The following is a 20,529-nucleotide window of genomic DNA, read 5'->3' as shown; positions in this document are numbered from 1 at the left end:
TAATTTTAAATATGACGTTAAAATTATTTTATCGTAGGAATAGAAAGAAGGGATAGGCAATGAATAAGAGGGGGAGGTTAACTCTTGGGGCGTTAAAACATAGAGATTTCAGATTGTTTTTTATGGGATTCATAGTTTCACTTATAGGAACATGGATGCAAAATGCAGGACAGTCTTGGCTTGTAGTAACTTTAACTGATTCTGCTCTTAAACTAAGCTTTGTAAGTGCACTGCAATTTACTCCGGTTTTATTATTTTCACTATTTGCAGGTGCCTTGATAGATAATTATCCAAAAAAGAAAATATTACTTATCACTCAGTCAATAATGGGAGTACTAGCTTTTATATTAACCTTTTTAGTGTTTACTCATCAGATTCAATATTGGCATATTCTCGTTTTAGCTACTATTCTAGGGTGTTGTAATGCTGTAGACATGCCAGCGAGACAGTCTTTTATGATAGAACTTGTAGGAAAAGAAGATTTGATGAATGCAATTGCATTAAACTCTACTGTGTTTAATGCAGCAAGGATGGTTGGACCAGCAGTGGCAGGAATAATGATCAAATTCTTTGGATTTTTCATTTGCTTCCTATTAAATGCGCTTAGTTTTATACCTTTAGTGTATGGCATTTATATGATCTCTGCTAGTGGCGCACCAAAGCAAAATTCTGAGAAGAAAAATATAATGTCAGATATAAAGGAAGGACTGAAATATGTCTTCAATTCTAAAGAAATACTTTTTACAATATTGTTAGTGTTTTTTGTATCTACCTTTGCTATGAATTATAGCGTTCTAATACCACTACTCGCAAAACAAGTTCTGAATATGGACTCTGATGGATATGGATATCTTATGTCTGCAATGGGACTTGGATCAATGATCTCTGCTTTTACTGTTGCAACTAGAAGCAGAGGACCTAAAAGAAGGCTTATGTTTTTGGCAGGTGCTGTAATATCTATAATGTTAGTGTTTATAGGAGTATTTAAAGATTATGGAATATCTATAGTAACATTGTTTATTGCAGGGGTATTTAATGTATTATTTTCAACAACTGCCAACTCTACAATTCAATTAAAGTCGAAAAATGAATTTAGAGGAAGAGTAATGAGTGTTTATGCAATGGTGTTTGCAGGTGCAACGCCGCTAGGAAGCTTGTTTGAAGGCGCAATATCCAAATGGTTAAGCATAACTGATGCTTTTATAATATCTGGAGTAGCTACTCTAATTATAGGATTTATTATATATACCTTAGTTATGAAACAAGAAAAATCAAACAAAAGTCTAATTAGTTAATATCCCAAGTCTTCTAATAGGAATACTAGTAAATAAATAATAAATAACTACTTAATGTAAAAGGTTTCTTTGATAGATTGTTAATAATGTTCATAAATTAATAATATATTCTTAATAATTTAAAAAACTATTGCTTTAATTCAGAAAAGATATTATAGTTGTATCAATGGAAAACAAATTAAATATTATCGTTCTTATCTAGAGAGGTGGAGGGACTGGCCCGATGAAGCCCGGCAACCCGTATATGTTCATTTACATATACAATGGTGCCAATTCCTGCGACGCATTTTGCGTTGAGAGATGAGAGTAAATTCAGGGTCTATATCGCCGGAGTTTATTCTCGGGCGTTTTTTGTTCTATTTATATGATAATAATTATTGTTTAATACTCAATTTAGGGGGATTTGTATGATAAAAATTGAAGGTGTAAATAAGAGTTTCAATGATATACAAGTTCTTAAAGACATTAATCTAGATATCAAAGAGGGCGAAATATTTGGATTGGTTGGCCATAGTGGGGCAGGAAAGTCAACCTTGCTTAGATGTCTGAATGGACTTGAGTCCTATAATGCAGGAAGTGTTACTGTTGGTGGACAAGAGGTAAAAGACCTTAAAGGTAAGGAAATGAGAAGTTTCAGAAAAGATCTAGGAATGATATTCCAACACTTTTCTCTTCTAGAAAGAAAAAATGTGTATGCTAATATAGCTTTACCGATGGAATGTTGGGGCATACCAAAGGATAAAGTAAAAGCTAGAGTAGACGAACTTCTAAAGATTGTAGGATTGGAAGACAAAGCAAAAAGTAAGCCAAGACAACTAAGTGGTGGACAAAAGCAGAGAGTAGCAATTGCAAGAGCTTTAGCACTTGAACCAAAGATTCTTCTTTGTGATGAGGCTACTTCAGCACTTGATCCTAAAACAACTAAATCAATATTATCACTTTTAAGAGAGATAAATGAAAAGCTTGGGATAACTATAGTTGTAGTTACTCATCAGATGGAAGTAGTTAAAGAAGTGTGCCAAAGAGTAGCAATACTTGAAGGTGGAGAAGTTCTGGAAGTTGGAAATGTTGAAGAGCTTTTCTTAAGACATACTAAAGCTTTAAAAAATCTTCTTGGGGAAGAAGAAATACTACCAACTGAAGGGGTAAACATAAAGATATTATTCCCTAAGGATAATTCCCATCAAAGTATAATAACCTCAATGGCAAGAGAGCTTGACATCGATTTTTCAATAGTTTGGGGTAAACTTGAAAAATTTAGAGATGATGTACTTGGATCATTAGTTATTAATGTAAGTAAAGATAAAGAACAAGACATTATAAACTATTTAGATTCTAAGCATGTTGGATGGGAGGTTACTATAAATGAGTGATAATTTTAGTCAGTTTTTTAATCTAGTTTTGGTACCGGCTTTAGGAAAGACACTATATATGGTGATAATATCAACTATTATTGCAAGTATATTAGGTTTTATACTAGCTATTGTACTTATAGTAACTGATAAGAATGGGTTAAAGCCAAATAAGGTAATATACAGTATATTAGATTTTATAATCAATATATTTAGAAGCTTTCCATTCATCATATTAATAGTTGCCATAATACCTCTTACGAGATTTATAGTAGGTAAGAGTATAGGTGAAACAGCAGCTCTAGTTCCTTTAACAATAGGGGCAGCGCCATTTATAGCAAGAGTTATAGAAGGTGCTTTAAAGGAAGTAGACAAGGGATTAATTGAAGCAGCTAAGTCTTTCGGAGCTTCAAATATGCAGATAATATTTAAGGTTATGGTTAAAGAAGCGTTACCTTCCATAATATCAGGTATAACACTTTCAATAATCTCAATACTTGGATACTCTGCTATGGCAGGAGCAGTTGGGGCCGGCGGACTTGGTGCAGTAGCATTAACTTATGGATATCAAAGATTTGATAATCAAGTAATGTTTTACACTGTATTTACCTTAATAGTACTGGTTCAAATACTTCAGTCTATAGGTAATCTTGCTTATAAGAAATTAAGATAAGCAGAAAAAAGGGGGCATAATATATGAAAAAAATATTAACACTAGTATTAACAGCGACACTGGCTCTTACTTTAGCTGGATGTGGAAAAAAAGAAGAAACAGCTAAAAAAGAAGAAAATAAAACAAATATTGTAGTTGGGGCTACACTTAAGCCAGCAGGTGAGATACTAAATTATCTAAAGAGTGATTTTGAAGCAAAAGGCTATAAGCTTGAAGTAAAGATATTCGATGACTATGTAGCACCAAACACTGCTTTAGAAGAAGGTTCAATAGATGCAAATCTATTTCAACATGAACCGTATTTGTTAAAGTTTAATGAAGATCATAAAACAAATTTAGTGACAGTAAAGAAGATTTATCTTCCACCGCTTGGGGCATATTCAAAGAAGGTAAAAGATATAAAAGAATTAAAGGATAAAGCTGTAATAGCTGTTCCTGCAGATGCTACAAATGAATCAAGAGCATTAAAGCTTTTAGAAGCACAAGGATTATTTAAGCTTAACAAAAAAGATCTTGTTACAAAAGTTGATATAGCTGAAAATCCAAAAAATATAGAAATTCAAGAAGTAGATGCAGCTCAGCTTCCAAGAGTACTTCAAGATGTTGATGTTGCTATAATAAATGCAAGTTATGCATTACCAGCAGGTTTAGATCCTAAGAAAGATACGTTGTTCTCAGAACCAAAGGATTCACCTTATGCTAACATACTTGCAACTAAAAAGGGTAATGAAAATGCAAAATGGATTAAGGATTTAACAGATGTTCTTACTTCAGATAAAGCAAAAAAATATATAGAAGAACAATACAAAGGAAGTATAATTCCAGTATTCTAACTCAACGCTATATTATATTGAAATTTAATTTATGGAGGGAAAATATTATGAAATTTAAGAAGTTTTTATCATTAGGTTTAGCATTAGCACTAGCAGGTTCATTAGCAGCTTGTGCAACTAAGAAGGATTCAGGAACAACAGGTTCTACAGATACAAAGAAAGAAGATAAGGTTATAACAGTAGGAGCTTCACCTTCTCCACATGCAGAAATACTTGAAAAAGTAGTAAAGCCATTACTTCAAAAAGAAGGCTATACTTTAAATATTAAAGTATTTGATGACTATGTATTACCAAACACTGCATTAGATGAAGGATCAATCGATGCAAACTACTTCCAACACGTTCCTTATTTAAATGAAACAATAAAAGAAAAAGGATACAATCTTACTTACACAGTTAAAGTTCATATAGAACCAATTAGAGCTTACTCAGATAAGTTAACTAAATTAGCTGATATAAAAGACGGAGCTCAAGTAGCAGTACCAAATGATGCTACAAATGAAGCAAGAGCTTTAAAATTACTTGAAAAGAACGGTCTTATAAAGTTAAAAGAAGGCGATTTAGTAACAGTTAAGGATATTACTGAAAATACAAAGAAACTTAAGTTTACTGAAGTTGAAGCAGCTCAATTACCAACAGTATTAAAGGATGTTGACGTTGCTGTAATAAACACTAACGTTGCATTAGCTGCAAAGCTTGATGTTAACAAGGCTCTAGCTGTAGAAGATAAGGATTCACCATATGCAAACATTCTAGCTGTTAAAAAAGGTAACGAAAACAGTGATAAGATAAAAGCATTAGGTAAGGCTTTAAACTCTCCAGAAGTTAAGAAGTATATCGAAGACACATATAAAGGAAGCATAGTTGCAGCTTTCTAATAGCTAATAATATAATGTAAGATTTAATTTGAGCCTCTGCTTTGTCAGAGGCTTTTTACTGTAAAAGGGCGTTTCGACTATCTTTTTACTGTATACAATCTGCAAATTTTTAATTTACAGATTTACCTTAATGTAGTATATTAAAAGAATGGTAAAAAGGAGTCAACTATGAAAATACACATAAATTATTGGAGGTATGATCATGCTAGATAAAGAAAACATTAATGAGAATGAACAAAAAGAAGAGGTAAATGAGGTGCGTGAGGATAACAATACAGCACAAGATGAAGCTGTTATTGAACAGTCTACAGAGGATATAGTAGTTAGAGAAGAAAAAGCTGACGAAAAACCACAAAAAGCTGATAAGGCAAATTTCTTTGTAAGACTAATTGGAAATTTAATGGATCAAACTATTGTTTTAGCCGTAGCAGTAGTATTATATTTTATTTTTAGTAAGGGCTTACCATTAGCAGGATATATGATAATAGAAGACACAGCGAGTAAGCTAGGAATATTCTTTATCATGTACGTAATATCAAATGTATTATTAACATCAATTATTGAAAGTACAAAGCTTGGAACAACATTCGGAAAGAAGCTTTTAAGAATAAAGTAGACAGGAGTAACATATGAAAAAAGGCAATGAAATAGAGTTACTGATAGAAGATATGGAATTTCCTTCCCAAGGAATAGGTTACAGAGACGATTTAAAGATATATGTTAAAAATGCTTTTCCAGGACAAAAAATCAGAGGAAAGGTAACTAAAAAGAAAACTGATTATGCTGAACTTAAATTATTAAAGGTTGTGGAAGGTGCTGATTATGAATTAGAACAAAAATGTCCACACTATGCTTTTTGTGGTGGATGTTCTTCCCAAAACATACCATATGAGAAGCAGCTTGAATTTAAGAAGAACCAAGTGTTGAACCTTTTCAAAGGAAATAGTGTAGATACAGGTGAATTCTTAGGCATAGAAAACAGCCCTATTCAGTGGGAATATAGAAACAAAATGGAGTTCACCTTTGGAGATATGGAAAAGGGTGGAGACCTAACTCTTGGAATGCACATGAAAGGGAGATCTTTTGGGATTGTAACTGTTGATCAGTGCCACCTTGTGGATGAAGATTATAGAAAAATTCTAAATACTACAGTTGAATTTTTTAAGAAGGATAAGCTTCCGCATTATAAGATAATGGCGAGAGAAGGTTTCTTAAGAAACTTAATAGTGAGAAAGACAAAGCATAACGATGAGATATTAATAAATATAGTTACTACCACTCAAATAAACTATGATTTCAAGCCTTGGGTGGAAGTTATTTTGAGTTCAGGTATTGAAGGGAATATAAAAGGTATAATACATACAGAAAATGATTCCTTCTCTGATGCTGTTATAGCTGATAAGGTAAATATATTATATGGAGTTGATTTTATAACAGAAGAGCTATTAGGGCTTAAGTTTAAGATATCTCCATTCTCATTCTTTCAAACAAACTCACTAGGTGCAGAAAAGCTTTATAGCATAGTACGTGACTTTATGGGTGATACTGCTGATAACAAGGTTGTCTTTGACTTGTACTGTGGTACAGGAACAATAGGTCAGATAGCGGCTGGAAAAGCCAAGAAGGTTATTGGAGTAGAGCTTATAGAAGAAGCAGTAGTAGCTGCTAACGAAAATGCGAAGCTTAATGGACTTGATAACTGCACATTTATAGCTGGAGATGTAGCAAAGGTTATAAACACAATTCAGGATAAACCAGACATAATAATATTAGATCCACCAAGAAGTGGAGTACACCCTGTAGCTATGAACTATGTAATTAAGTTTGATGCTAAGGATATTATATATGTAAGCTGTAATCCAAAGACTTTAGTTACAGATTTAAAAGTATTAGAAGAGGCAGGATATAAGACAGAGAAGACTTTGCTTATGGATATGTTCCCTAATACACCACACGTGGAGACGGTTGTGAAGCTGAAAAGGAAATTGTAATAATTAAATAAAGTCTTTCAATTTTGAAAAAAGATTTGCTTTTATAAAAAAAGCTTTGCAAAGAATTATAGAAAGCAAAATCTGAGAAAGATTTAGGAGCTCCGTCAGGAGCTCCTTATTTAATTAAGAAACGAAAAAAGAAAGAAGAAAATAAAAAGAAAATTAGTAATAGCAGCATTTATTATAGTATAATGTGATTTTCTGCAAGACTATTTTTAAAATGCTACGGTGGAATGCGGGTTTTAGGGTGTTAAAATTGCAAGACTTTTTTAGAAGTATACAATAGGCTGATATCAAAGGTGTTAGAGGATTTTAAGAATTTAATATAGTGTGTTTTATGTTTCCTCAGACTTAGGTTTGAGGGAGTTTTTTTACTAGGAGAAAGATTTATGAATAACATTAAGCTTTTTCAAGTATTTTAAAAAGGACTAATAATCTAATTAAATCCGAAGAGTATAAAGAATCATATAGAATAGGTAACTCATTTTCACGTAAAAGAAAATTATCTTTTTCTAACACTGTTTATTTTATATGCTCTGCACTAAGAAAATCAATTTCTTCTGAAATTAACAGTTTTATTGAGGAACATTCTTATTAAGTTATACTAGACCAACTTATGTGTTAGCTAAAGCTGATAAAGATAAGCAAGAAGCTTTTAAAAAAGATTTTGAAAATCTAAAAAACACCTTAATGGTGAAGTAGATCATATATTATTTGAAGACGAATCTATGATTAGAGACTATCAAGCTATTCAAAAGACATGGTTTTTAAAGGGTCATCAGCGAAAAAATACTGCCAACAAACAAAATATTAAATTGATAATAAGAGTTTACTCGCTTAATATAAACTTTTCAATAACGTGAGCAACTCCATCCTCTTCATTACTTTTCGTAACAAAGCCCCCAATTTCTTTAATATTTTCTTGAGCATTTCCAATTGTTACTCCTAAACCAGCATACCCTATCATCCCTATATCATTAACAGCATCACCAATTTCAATTATCTCTTCTTTAGTGATTCCTAAAATCTGAGCTAGTTTACCTACACCAGTTGATTTATCACAGCCTTTTTTCATAAATTAGAACATAAAATCAAGGCTTTGGTGAGTTGCGTACTTATTTAATAATTCAGTTGGAGTTTTAGGAACTGCCCCATCGAAATGTTTTAGGTCTTTGCCATTAATGGTACCAAGACTGCTAACAACTGAATAATCACTAGTTTTGCAGGTTAGAACTCCATTTAGTGCAATAATATAATTACAAGTAATTTCCTTATTTTTGAAGTGCAAGATATCACCTATCTGACTGAGGTATACTCAACCCGTCCAACAGCCTATTTTAACTGATAATATCAGTAACTTTTTACTATCTTATCGTAACTTTATACTATTCCTATAAAAAGGTAGTTAATTTAATATAATTATATATTAATTGTCTGAAAAGTACTTGTTTAATAATTACATTAGAAATTAAAGGAGGTAAGTAAATGGAACAAGATATATGAAAAATATTATATAAAAAGTCAAGAAAAGTTCAAAAATCAAGAATAATTTCACCTTTCATTGAGGTGGGTAGTGTAGCAAGTGCGATTCTAACGAGAAATGGAAATATTAATAGATTATAAGACTATGAAAACTGTAAGATTAAAAGATTTAATTCGAGATTGGTGGGGAGCTTATCGCTTTAATAACTAAGAATCAGGAGATATATTTAGGGAGTTTACACACGAAAAAATTGAAGTTAATGACGGGATTACAGTAAAGTTACACAACTATAAATATACAAAAACACCTGTAGAAGTAATACCAAAGCATTGGCATAGCACGGTGGAAATATTGTATGTAGTAGCAGGTAGATTAGATGTATTTATTAATTCTGTAAAATATGAATTAACCAAGGATGATTTAATGGTAATAAATTTAAATGAGGTGCATTCCACTCAAAATTTATCAATGAATAATGTTATATTGGTTCAAATTCCGTATGAGCTTTTAAAAGAATACTATGAGGAAATAGACAATTTATCATTTAATTGTAATTCGACTTTAGTAAATGTTGATGAGGCTGTTTTTGCTAAGATTAAATACATGCTGAGAAGTATGGATGATGTATATAATAAACAAGAACTTGGATATAAGTTTAAATTCGATCTAACTTCTCAATATTTATCTAGATACTTATAAAATATATGGGAATCCCATTTGTAAAATATTTAAATAGTCTAATGTTAGAAAGTGCATATAAAGATTTGATTTATACAGATTATTCTATAACTTATATAGAAATTAATAATGGGTTTCCTGATAATAAAGCTTTTACTAAGACTTATATATATATAAGGTTAATCCTAGGGAATACAGTAAAGGTTTTAGTAATCAGTGTAAAAATAAATTAATAGTTTGAGAAAAGTATTTAGAAGCTAAAAATTAACCTTTTTTAGATTAAAAAAGACAACGAATTCTTAATTTTATGAGGCTTTAATTAAGATGAAATTACTTAAATTACAGAAGTTAAATTTAATAGTAGGAGGAAATAGGATGAATGATGAGTTAATTGTAAAGGATATCATTATTAGTGTTGGTGAAGCTAAAGGATATACATACGAAGCACTGGGAAAAGCACATGATATATATAAAAGAAAAACTTAGTATAAAAAAATTAAAACAAATCAATGGTCTGATGAAAATTCATATTTTTATGGATATGATTGGATTGATGCTTTTTGCCATGATGTAGAAGAACATTTGCCAGATAATTGGCATGAAGAAGGATTTAGTATAGTACAAGCAATTCAAGATGTAGCATTATTATTTCTAAGAGGACAAGAAATTACTTGGCATCATGCAATGAAGAAATTAGTTCCAAGGGTGTGTTCTCATATAGTTTTCTTGATGCATTAACTATTAATAGTAAAAGAATTCTCTAGTGCTTCATTCTGATAACGGAGCTCCAATGAAGTCTTATACATTAAAGGCTAAACTAGAGGTTCTTGGCGTTTTATCATCATATTCTAGACCTAGAGTAAGCAATGGTAACTCATTTTCAGAAGCTCAATTTAGAACTCTAAAATATAGATCTAATATAATGGCGTATAGTAAAAAAGCATAGTTTGATGAGAAGGGGGAGTAGATGTGTCAAAAATAAGTAAAATAGTAGCGGTTGTATTTTTATTTATGGCAACAATGATGATGAATGTATTTGCTGCTGAAGATACAAACAGACAGCCGGAATTGTCGGTGCAAACGGACAAATCTGAATATTCAGACAGTGATAATATCACTGAAATTGTCAAGGTGAATAATCTTAGTACAAATCCATTGACAAATATTGAAATCAAAGTACAGATGCCGGAAGGGTATGTAACAGAGGATGGGAAAGGTTCTTCGGGAGAGCGGATCTATACCATCGCACAGATTGCTGGAGGACATACATCAGAAACAAGCGTTGTATTAACACCGAAAAAGGCAGAAACAAGTGTTGTATTACCAACGGGAAATGCAGAAACAAGCGTTGTATCACCAACGAAAAATGCAGAAACAAGCATTGTATCAACACCGAAAAAGGCAGAAACAAGTGTTGTATTACCAACGAAAAATGCAGAAACAAGTGTTGTATTACCAACGAAAAATGCAGAAACAAGCGTTGTATCAACACCGGAAAATGGAGAAACAAGCGTTGTATCACCAACGGAAAAGTCAGACCAAGTGAAAGGACTGAACGCAAATAATACAAAGACTGGTATCTTTAGTCATAAAGAATTGTGGGTATGCATTGTACTCATAAGTGCAGGCTTAATTGTTTTTGCTGTAAAGAAGAAAAAGGGTAAAAAATTATTTACATTTCTTTTAGTAATCACAATGATTGGTGCAGTGGTTCAAGATATTTGCATGAGCAGAGCCTATGCAGCAGAAACAGGCACAGCAACCAAGACAATAACAGCAACCAAAGATATTACAGTTGCTGGAAAGAATGTAACTCTGTTAGTAACGATGACATTTGAGAATCAGGGAGAGGTTGCACAAAAATTGTCTTATGAAGGTTATAAATTAAAGTGGCAGGATGATTTTAATGAGACAACACTAAACAGAGATGACTGGAACGTAGAAACACATGATGCCGGATGGGTAAATGCAGAAAAACAGAAATATGTTGATTCTGATAAAAATATCTATTTGGAAGACGGCAAATTAGTAATAAAACCAATCAAAACTGTTGATGAGAATGGAGTGACATCCTACACATCAGGTCGTATTAATACACAGAATAAAAAAGACTTTAAGTATGGTATTTTTGAGGCGAGACTCAAGGTACCTAAAGGACAAGGATATCTGCCAGCATTCTGGTTAATGCCTACAGATGAGAATAAATATGGTCAATGGCCAAGATGTGGCGAAATTGATGCGGCGGAAGTAATGGGACAAGATACATCGAAAGTATATGGAACCATTCATTATGGTAATCCTCATAATCAATCTCAGGGAACCACTAAATTAAGTAATTATACATTTTCTGATACGTATCATGACTTTGCTGTAGAATGGCTTCCAGGTAAGATCAACTGGTATATGGATGGAGTTATGTACCATAGTGAAGATAACTGGTATTCCAGAACAGAAGGTCAGGGAGAGATTACTTACCCGGCTCCATTTGATCAGCAATTCTATATGATCTTAAATCTTGCAGTTGGTGGAAGCTGGGTTGGAAATCCAGATGAAACTACAGATTTTGAGAATCAGGCTTATAGTATTGATTATGTAAAAGTATATCAGAAGGATAGTTATGATGAAAATGTAACGAAACCTGAAATCAGTGTCACTTTTAGAGACCCGGCTGAAGATGGAAACTATATTATCAATGGTAATTTTGCAACTCAAGAAAATCTGACAGATGATAAAAATTGGAAGTTCATTACAGCTGTAGGAGGAAATGCAAAGGCGGAAATAAATAATAAAAAGATTGATATTAATACCACCAATGGTGGAACTGCAGATTACAGTGTACAGCTGGTACAGCCTAATATTCCATTGAAAAAGGGTGGAACTTATCAGGTTACGTTTGATGCATGGGCAGATGATGCCAGAGCAATGAAGGTAGCCGTGACAGGACCCAATAATGGTTATGTGCGTTATATGGCTGATACAGGACTTAACTTAACAACAGAAAAGAGTCCATATACTTTTAATTTTTCCATGAAACAGGATGATGATGCAAACGGGCGTATGGAATTTAATATGGGTAATGCAGCTTCCACCGCGAGTATCCATATCACCAATGTAACGCTGAAGAAGATTTCACAGTCTGATGGCTCTAATGAAGCGAAAACAGTACTTGCAGATGGTAACTACGTTTACAATGCTAATTTCCAGGAAGGAACCAATCATCTGGGCTTCTGGAATATCAAGGCAGCAAATGGTAAGGCTTCTGTCACACCATTAGAGGATGGAAGAAGATTAAAGATTGAGGCTCCAGAAGGAACAACAGATGCGAATCCGGTTGTGATTTCACAGAACGGACTTGCATTAACAGCAGGTACGAATTATGCATTAAGTTTCAAAGCTGAGGGAGAATCTGGTAAGGACATTAAGGCAGCAGTCGCAGGTAAGACTTTTGATGCTGCACTTGATGGAAAAAATAATCTCTATAATTATAATTTCAAAATGCCAGCTACAAGCGGGGGAAATGATATTGCATTTACAATCAACGAACCGGGAGTTTATTATTTAGATGAGATTCGTATTGTTGAGGATACACTGATTAAGAACGGAAGCTTTAATGCAGGATTGGCAGGATATGATCCATATGTTGATGGGAGTGCAGACGCAACTTATGTAGCAGACAGCCTAACAGAGAAAAATGCAGCAGCTTTTACCATTAAAAATACAGGTGATCAGGGTTGGAAGATTCAGTTAAAGCAGAATAATGTGGAACTGGATAAAGACCAGTGGTACAGACTTACTCTGGAAGCAAAATCAAGTTTGAACAGAAAGCTGATGTTTGCAATTCAGAGAGATGGCAGTGCTGATAATAACTGGGACCCATATTCCGGAGAGAAAATTGTAAACCTGACAAATGATTATCAGACATTTACAATTGATTTCCAGATGCAGAAACCAACAGATCTTAAGTCTATATTAAGTATCTCTATGGGTGCTGTAGGTGGAACTCAGATTACAACGCAGCATCAGATCTGTATTGATAATATTAACCTGGAAAAGATTGATGCACCAGTGGTACAGGTGACACCTGTTGAAGAAAATTTGTTGAAGAATTCTAATTTTGCAACTGGCAGCGATGGCTGGGAAAGTGCAATTACTGCACCAGGACAGGGAACATCAGCATTTACAGATAACAAGGCAACTTACTGTATAACCAATGTAGGATCAGCTGACTGGAATGTTCAGCTCAAGCAGAGTGGGATTACGCTGGAAAAGGGAGGAAAATATAAAGTAACCTTTAAGGCTAATTCTACAGAAGCAAGAACAATTAAACTGGCTATGCTTACAGCAACATATGGCTGGTATGGTGGAGCAGATATTGCTTTAACAAAAGATGTGACGAAAGATGTAGTAGCTGAGTTTACAGTGAATGATCCTACTGATACGAATATAACAATGGTAGTATCTATGGGTCTGATTGATGGGGCGACTACTCCTACATCAACCATAACTTTATCAGATTTTTCATTGGTGAAGGTACAGTAGTTTATTCATAAGGTAAGAATGGCATGTGGCAGCCTGGCCACATGTCATTTTTGCATTATTGGGATTTAGTCTGCTGAGCACATTTATACGAGTTTCTCAACAGAGAAACGAAGTATGTGCGAAGTCAAACTCCACCTGCTATGAGGGTGGAGTTAATTTGAAGATATAGTGTATGTTTAGAAAGAATTATCAATATAAATTAAGTGAAGTGAGCACTTAATTTTGGAAGTCAGTAAAAATCTTAACATCGATTTAAATCATGTTAAAAATATATAAAGTACACAAAAAATAAGATCTAGCTCTTGCTTATACTATAAATCTTATACCTGTTATGAAAACTGTTTTGGAAGATTTTATCATTTAAATATTAGAAAAAGGCTAAGATTTTAATTTAAAATCCTAGCCTTTTTTGATACTCTTATTTAGTTTTAATTGAAAATACCTTTGTTATACTTCCTATATAGTTTCCTTTTCCGGTAATAGTTACTTTTGTGGTTCTTGCTTTTGAATTATAAGAATAGCTTGTTGTATAATCTTTTCCTTCTATCAAAGTGATGTCTCCATCCTTTACAATAACCTTTCCGTCATAGATGTTAGTAGAAGTTCCTAAGCTTACTGATAATTTGCAGACTTTCTTAGGTTTAATGATAAAGCTTTTGGTTATTACTTCTGTATAACCTCCTTTTCCTGTAACTATTATTTTTGCAATTCCTGCACTTATATTATCAATATAAGTAACTGTATAATCTGTGCCTTCTACAAGAGTTTTATTTTTGTCTTTTACACTAACCCTTGTAGTTTTAGCTGTACCATCATATATATAGCACGAGTTTTCAGATTTTACTTTTAATTTACTGCTGTCTTTAGGGTTAATTAAAAAGTTTTCTGTTAAAGTTCCTGAGTAGATTCCTATTCCTGTAATAGTTACAGTGGCTGTTCCTGGATTTATATTATCAGTGTAGGCAACTGTATAATCCGTTCCTGCTACAAGAGTTTTGGTTTCGTCTTTTACTGTAACCACTGAAATCTTTGCTGTTCCATCATAATCGTAAGAATAACTATCTAAGGTTACTTCCGATGAGGTGATATCTTTTGAAGTAATAGCAAAGGTTTTTGTTATTGTTCCTGTATAATTGCCTTTTCCTGCGATTGTTGCTGTGGCTGTTCCTATATTTGTATTATCAATATAAGTAACTGTATAATCTGTTCCTTTTATAAGAACCTTAGAACCATCTGTTACTGTAACTGTTGGAGTCTTTGCTGTTCCGTCATAGGTATAAGTTGCATTACTTAATATTGCTGTAGGTGAAGAGTCATCAGCTATATAACCATAGAAGTATACATTGCTTATAGAGCAGTTTGCCTGGTCTGTCCACCATGAACCTTTACCAAAATATATATCATTAGCTGAAGAAGTAAGCCAAGTTAATACCTTACTGTAATCTGTTAGTGTACCTGCTCCCTTTGTGGAATCGCTTAATATGGATTGGTCATATGCTTTTACACCATTTACAGCTACTTCAAAGCCTGTTGCAGTGATAGATATTTCTACAGTTGCTTTTGAATCTCCGATATAATCTGTTACCATTTTATAGTTAGAAACATTTGCATCATACCAGCCGCCTAATGCGTTATATCCTAAATAAGAACCTGGTGTGAAATATAATCTCCCGTTTGTTCCGCCATTGCCCAAGAAAGAAATAATAGTTCCAAGTGCATTTTTTACTCCGGTAGATTGTACATCAAACTTAATCTTTATACCCTTAGAGGCATCAATATTAGAAATCATTTTATAAGGGTTTTTCATAGACAAAGTACCGTCTGCCCTTGTTGTTAAATCTTGAGGTTGATTTATAAAAGCTGAACTTACAACCTGCGTACCGTTAGCATCAGTCATCATTTTAGTTGTTTGTAAAAGATAACCATAGAAATATACATTGCTTATAGTGCAGTTAGCTGCTTGATCTGTCCACCATGAACCCTTACCAAAGTACACCTTATTAGAAGTTGTAGAAATCCAAGTTAATACATTATAGTAATCTGATAATGTTCCAGCGCCTTTGGTTGAATCACCTATTATTGATTGGTCATAGGCTTTAACTCCATTAACATCCACTTCAAAACCTTTTGTAGTAAGTGAAATTTCTACAGTATCTTTTGAATCTCCAAGAAAATCAGTAGCCATTCCATAGTTGTGAAGATTTGCATCATAAAATCCGCCTAAAGCGTTATATCCTAAATAAGAGCCTGGCGTGAAATAAAGTTTTCCATTTCCACCATCCATAAAGGAAATAATAGTTCCAAGTACATTTTTTGTTCCAGTAGACTGAACATCGAATTTAATCTTTATGCCTTTTGATACATCAAGATTAGGAACTGAGCTATAAGGATTCGCAATAGACAAGCTACCGTCTAATTTTGTTGTCAAATCCTGAGGATCGTTTACAAAAGCAGAGCCAAGCACTTGCATTGTGCTATCATTTTTAATAGCCTTATGAACTAATACATTAAAGCCCTTAGTATATACCTTATTATTTTTTGATATTGTTGCAGTCATAGTAACATTAGTATCTTCTGCTGGAGTAGTTACTTTTCCGTCATTTCCAATAACAGTTGTATTTGATGAGGACCAGCTCACTGTTGCACCAAACACACTTGCTGTAGGAAGCGTTATATCTGAATAAGTTTCAGAAGTAACTGAAAGGTTATCCTTTGCCATTGCAATTGAAGCTTCATCAGATGGATATTTGGCTCCCCATATGCATACATCATTTGTTCCAACTACAGTAAATGCCATTGTATTTACATTGGTTCCCTCAATTGTTTGTTCAACAAAAAGACCTTCATAAGTAGTTCCACCAACATTTAATGTAACATAAGGTGAATTGGCATCCATTGTCCATGTTCCTGTGTAATCACCTGAAATAGTACCATCTGAATTTAAAGTCATATTTTGACCACTGCAATATTCAAGGTTTGAATAATTAATATTCTGTTTCTGTAAAATAACTTCATAAGAACCAGTAACACTAGAAGCTACATAGCCTGTTTTTGAAACAGTTTCTCCGTTGTATTCAAATGGAGCTTCTACTAGGAAATGATTTTTTGTTGTAAATAATTGATGTACTCTGTCAGTAAATCCTTCTGAACCATCATTTGTTCTTGTATGGTAAACAATATATGACTTTCCATCAGAATCAACAAAAGCTGAGTTATGTCCTTGAGCTACTTGAGCATATTTTTGATAATTCCATTTATAATAAGACATTAGCCTTGTACCAACATCATTATTGGTATTTACAGTATAAGTAGAGTATTTTGGTGATTGACCAGATACATCTGTATATGGACCTTCTGGATTAGAAGCTTTGTAGGCTCTAACATTGTAACCGCCTTTTGCTACAAGTCCACCATCTGATATAAACAAATAATAATATCCATCAATATATTGAACATAGGAAGCTTCCCCGGAAGTACCACTTCCACCTGCAAGTTTGATTCCCATGTATGGATCAGAGTTACCTGCAGAATAGCTATAGGTAGCAGCGGTATCTCTTAAACCTGATGCTGAATCAAGCTGAATAATATATATACCGCCTGACCAAGAACCATAGGTCATGTAAAGCTTTCTATCTTGGCCGTAAAAAGCAGTAGGGTCAATAGCATGTGCGCCATAACTATTATTCCATGTGGTTGTTTCAGTAGTTGTTGAATTATCTGAACAGGTATATTTATTTGAAATATATCTGCTTGGAAGTGTAGTAAGTCCTGTCACTGTTGTAAAATCAGTGTTTGCAAAATCATGATTATTATTTGCATCAGTAAAGCCTGAATAAATAACAGTTCCTACATAAGTCCAATCTCCATCTAAGCTATCTGCTGTAAGCAGTGCAATAGATGAATTCCATGAACAACCGTTGATACTCATATACATACACCATTTGTTTAAAGTAGGGTTATAAATAACATCAGGAGCCCACATATTTCCGGATGGATCATATACACTGTCACCCATTTTAGCCCAATTAAATTCTTTAGCAAATAAAGTTTTATAATTTGAAGTAATGTTGTTTGTAAATGGTGTCCAGTTTTTTAAGTCCGTTGATTTAGCAAAAGCTAAATGTGATCCAAAAATATAGTAGGTTCCTTTTCCGTCTGAAATAATTGAAGGGTCATGCACAGATACACGATCTACAGATATTTTTGAATATGCTGATGCTAGATCCGCATCAGTTAAGGTTGTAGTTTGATCTGTTGTAGACGCCATAACATTAAATCCTTGAATCGGAGTTAATATCATCGTAGCCGTTAACCATACGGCTATTCCTTTTTTCACGCTTCTACCAAACCATTTTGAAAACGATTTAGTTTTTGTTAAACTTAAAGCTAGCTTTGATGTCAATCTCGTCAAAGTTTTTGTTAACAAATAAATCCCCCCTGTATATTTTGATTTTTACCAGATTGAATATCAAAAACAATTAATGTTATATATTTTTATAAAGTGTTTTAAATATTACGTATATTATAGAATTTATTAAAATGTTTTAGATATTACTATATAATTATATTATTTATTTTGCATGAAAACAACTAAATTAGAATTTTATACAGATAAAAGTGTGAATATATTTTATACTAATCTAAAGTAAATAATGGTCTTATGTCAATATTTTGGACACATCCTTTCTTAACTAAATAACATTTTACTTAGTTCGACTTATTTAATGATATTGGATAGTTTCTAATATCTATCAAAGAATTTTTTAATGAAATTTTAATAGGATTTTAATGAGCAGAGTTTATAGTAGAAAAAGCAACAGCAAAGCTTTAAATATAGGTACTCCAATAATATGATACATGTGTAATTTGTTTTTCTGATTGACAAGTACGGATTAGTAATAGGAGAGAAGCACAATAAATAGGATAAAAACAAACAGAAAAGCCATACTTTAAATGAATTATAGTGATGGATATGGAACAACAATAGGAAAGGTAGGATCATTTGAAATGGATCTAACAAACAAAAATAAAACGAAGATTTTACTTAGCAAGGTACCTGAAGTTACAATTTTCTTCTGGATAATCAAGATTTTGTGTACAACAGTTGGCGAAACCTTTGCTGACTTCTTGAACATCAATCTTGGCTTGGGATTAACATTAACATCAGTTATTATGGGGGTAGCTTTTGCCATTGTCTTGTTTATTCAATTTAGAACAAAGAAATATATTCCCGTCATTTATTGGCTTACTGTGGTTCTGATTAGTGTTTTCGGAACATTAATAACCGATAATATGGTTGAAAATATGAATGTTAAGCTTACAACAAGTGTAATTATGTTCACAATTCTTTTAGCCGCAACATTTGTACTGTGGTTTATGAGTGAAAAAACACTTTCAATCCACTCTATTTATACGTCAAAGAGAGAAGCTTTTTACTGGCTTGCAATACTCTTTACATTTGCACTTGGTACTGCAGTCGGGGATTATGTAGCTGAAGAATTAGCGCTTGGGTACACTCTTACTGGGCTTATTGTAGTTACAATCATTGCTTGCGTTTTTATAGCTGCAAAATATTTCAAGTTTGATTCTATATTAACCTTTTGGATTGCTTATGTTTTAACACGTCCGCTGGGTGCGTCGCTAGGTGACTTTATGTCTCAACCCAAAAGCTTAGGTGGTCTTGGTCTTGGGGCAACTGTAACAAGCATCATTTTCCTTACTGCAATTTTAGCCGTAGTGCTGTTTTTGTCATTTACCAAAAGAGATAAGGTTGAAAACGAGAAAACACAGGTAAATGAAAATCGTGCAACATCAAAGAGGTTAGCTGTTCAAGTTTGTGTAATGGCTTTAGTATTTGTTTTTGCAGGAATTTTTATAGGCACATATGCAAGCAAGCATAACAAATACGTTGGAGATAAAAAAGATTTATCGGGCGAACTTGCAGGATTTATCAGCACAGAAAATGATATGAGAGGTTATGTCGCAGCAAACGACTTTAAAGATGCTAGAGCAAAGGCAGATACTCTTGAACATGATTGGGATTCTCAGGAAGGCACACTTCGCCCGCAAAACCAAAGCCAGTGGACAGAAATTGATACGACATTTGATCAAGTATTAACGGCTGTACGAACAACCACCGATATCGAAAAATGTAAGTCGGTGATTGACAATTCGCTTGCAGTGCTTACAAAAATAAATAGCACATCGCCGGCTAAAACACAGACTTCACAGGAGGAAGTACAAATTCCACCAGCTAAGACACAGACTCCGGAGTCAACATCAACACAGCAACCGACTCAAAGTTCAACTTCTAACACACCCAAAACATCGCCACTTGGTGATTTATCAAGTTTTATAAAGATTGAAAAGGACGCCTTGGCTCTTGTCAATAACGGTGATTTAGCTGGAGCAAAAACACGGGTAAAGGATTTGGAAACTGCATGGGACAATGCGCAAGCGAATATTCAGACTAAGAATCCTGAAAAGTGGACTCAGATTGATGGTACAATTGATAAAGTATTGTCACAGCTGAGATCAAGTAATCCAAAACAAGCCGCCTGTAAATCTGCTTTGGAAGCTTCAATTTCCGCTATGCAATCATAAAAAAATTAGGAATAAGGAAAAAATATAAGCTCTTTTCCAGATTTGCTTGTAACAATACTTTCAACTATAATCTAATTCCTATTTTACGACATGTAATCTTATATATAAATTACTGTAGAATTCTAAGAATAGCTTGGCTACCAGAATTAATTTTTAAACACACCGAAAATAAAATTCATATTGAAGAATCGTATAAAAAGAATC

The 20,529-nt window shown here is 33.3% G+C and carries 15 protein-coding genes and 1 riboswitch; of the genes, 12 read left to right on the top strand and 3 right to left on the bottom strand.

Annotation, left to right across the window (positions count from 1 at the left end):
- Nucleotides 1-59: 59 nt before the first annotated feature.
- From J3477_RS08170 to rlmD, 7 genes are all read left to right on the top strand, one after another.
- Nucleotides 60-1,295: an MFS transporter gene (locus tag J3477_RS08170; RefSeq protein WP_206869245.1), complete on the top strand. Its 1,236-nt coding sequence runs from the start codon at nt 60-62 to the stop codon at nt 1,293-1,295.
- Nucleotides 1,296-1,486: 191 nt separating this feature from the next.
- A riboswitch (SAM riboswitch) is annotated at nt 1,487-1,602 on the top strand.
- A gap of 100 nt (nt 1,603-1,702) precedes the next feature.
- A complete protein-coding gene (locus tag J3477_RS08165; protein WP_206869244.1) occupies nt 1,703-2,668 on the top strand; it encodes a methionine ABC transporter ATP-binding protein in 966 nt (321 codons plus the stop codon).
- The gene (locus tag J3477_RS08160; RefSeq protein WP_206869243.1) at nt 2,661-3,320 is read left to right on the top strand and encodes a methionine ABC transporter permease; all 660 of its coding nucleotides are present in this window, start codon (nt 2,661-2,663) and stop codon (nt 3,318-3,320) included. Before J3477_RS08165 ends, J3477_RS08160 begins: the two co-directional genes overlap by 8 nt.
- A gap of 23 nt (nt 3,321-3,343) precedes the next feature.
- Nucleotides 3,344-4,153, top strand: a complete 810-nt coding sequence (locus J3477_RS08155) for a MetQ/NlpA family ABC transporter substrate-binding protein (protein ID WP_206869242.1) — start codon at nt 3,344-3,346, stop codon at nt 4,151-4,153.
- A gap of 47 nt (nt 4,154-4,200) precedes the next feature.
- A complete protein-coding gene (locus J3477_RS08150; protein WP_206869240.1) occupies nt 4,201-5,031 on the top strand; it encodes a MetQ/NlpA family ABC transporter substrate-binding protein in 831 nt (276 codons plus the stop codon).
- Nucleotides 5,032-5,233: 202 nt separating this feature from the next.
- Nucleotides 5,234-5,647, top strand: coding sequence for an RDD family protein (locus tag J3477_RS08145; RefSeq protein WP_206869239.1), 414 nt, complete (start codon nt 5,234-5,236; stop codon nt 5,645-5,647).
- Nucleotides 5,648-5,660: 13 nt separating this feature from the next.
- A complete protein-coding gene (gene rlmD, locus J3477_RS08140; protein ID WP_206869237.1) occupies nt 5,661-7,022 on the top strand; it encodes a 23S rRNA (uracil(1939)-C(5))-methyltransferase RlmD in 1,362 nt (453 codons plus the stop codon).
- A gap of 829 nt (nt 7,023-7,851) precedes the next feature.
- On the opposite strand, the gene J3477_RS08130 is transcribed toward rlmD, so the two are convergent.
- Both J3477_RS08130 and J3477_RS08125 read right to left on the bottom strand, forming a co-directional pair.
- Nucleotides 7,852-8,097, bottom strand: coding sequence for an HAD hydrolase family protein (locus tag J3477_RS08130; protein WP_206869235.1), 246 nt, complete (start codon nt 8,095-8,097; stop codon nt 7,852-7,854).
- 3 nt (nt 8,098-8,100) lie between these two features.
- Nucleotides 8,101-8,310, bottom strand: a complete 210-nt coding sequence (locus J3477_RS08125; RefSeq protein ID WP_206869234.1) for a hypothetical protein — start codon at nt 8,308-8,310, stop codon at nt 8,101-8,103.
- A 417-nt stretch (nt 8,311-8,727) separates the two neighbouring features.
- Between J3477_RS08125 and J3477_RS08120 the strand changes: the two genes are divergently transcribed.
- From J3477_RS08120 to J3477_RS08105, 4 genes are all read left to right on the top strand, one after another.
- Nucleotides 8,728-9,204, top strand: coding sequence for a cupin domain-containing protein (locus tag J3477_RS08120; protein WP_308483202.1), 477 nt, complete (start codon nt 8,728-8,730; stop codon nt 9,202-9,204).
- A 561-nt stretch (nt 9,205-9,765) separates the two neighbouring features.
- Entirely contained in the window at nt 9,766-9,921 is a 156-nt protein-coding gene (locus J3477_RS08115) for a hypothetical protein (protein ID WP_206869229.1), read from the top strand.
- Nucleotides 9,922-9,973: 52 nt separating this feature from the next.
- Complete coding sequence (locus J3477_RS08110) at nt 9,974-10,129, top strand: hypothetical protein (RefSeq protein WP_443092727.1); 156 nt, start codon at nt 9,974-9,976, stop codon at nt 10,127-10,129.
- Between the two features lie 23 nt (nt 10,130-10,152).
- Complete coding sequence (locus J3477_RS08105; protein ID WP_206869227.1) at nt 10,153-13,722, top strand: carbohydrate binding domain-containing protein; 3,570 nt, start codon at nt 10,153-10,155, stop codon at nt 13,720-13,722.
- Nucleotides 13,723-14,140: 418 nt separating this feature from the next.
- On the opposite strand, the gene J3477_RS08100 is transcribed toward J3477_RS08105, so the two are convergent.
- Nucleotides 14,141-18,148 (bottom strand): glycoside hydrolase family 43 protein, encoded by a 4,008-nt coding sequence (locus J3477_RS08100; RefSeq protein WP_206869226.1) that lies wholly within the window; start codon nt 18,146-18,148, stop codon nt 14,141-14,143.
- Nucleotides 18,149-18,729: 581 nt separating this feature from the next.
- Between J3477_RS08100 and J3477_RS08095 the strand changes: the two genes are divergently transcribed.
- Complete coding sequence (locus J3477_RS08095; RefSeq protein ID WP_206869225.1) at nt 18,730-20,325, top strand: hypothetical protein; 1,596 nt, start codon at nt 18,730-18,732, stop codon at nt 20,323-20,325.
- The last annotated feature ends 204 nt before the right edge of the window (nt 20,326-20,529 follow it).

It is taken from the genome of Clostridium zeae (assembly GCF_017312485.1).
Lineage (GTDB): Bacteria > Bacillota > Clostridia > Clostridiales > Clostridiaceae > Clostridium_AR > Clostridium_AR zeae.
Note: the sequence above shows the minus strand (reverse complement) of the source record. Positions and strands in the feature narration are given on the sequence as shown.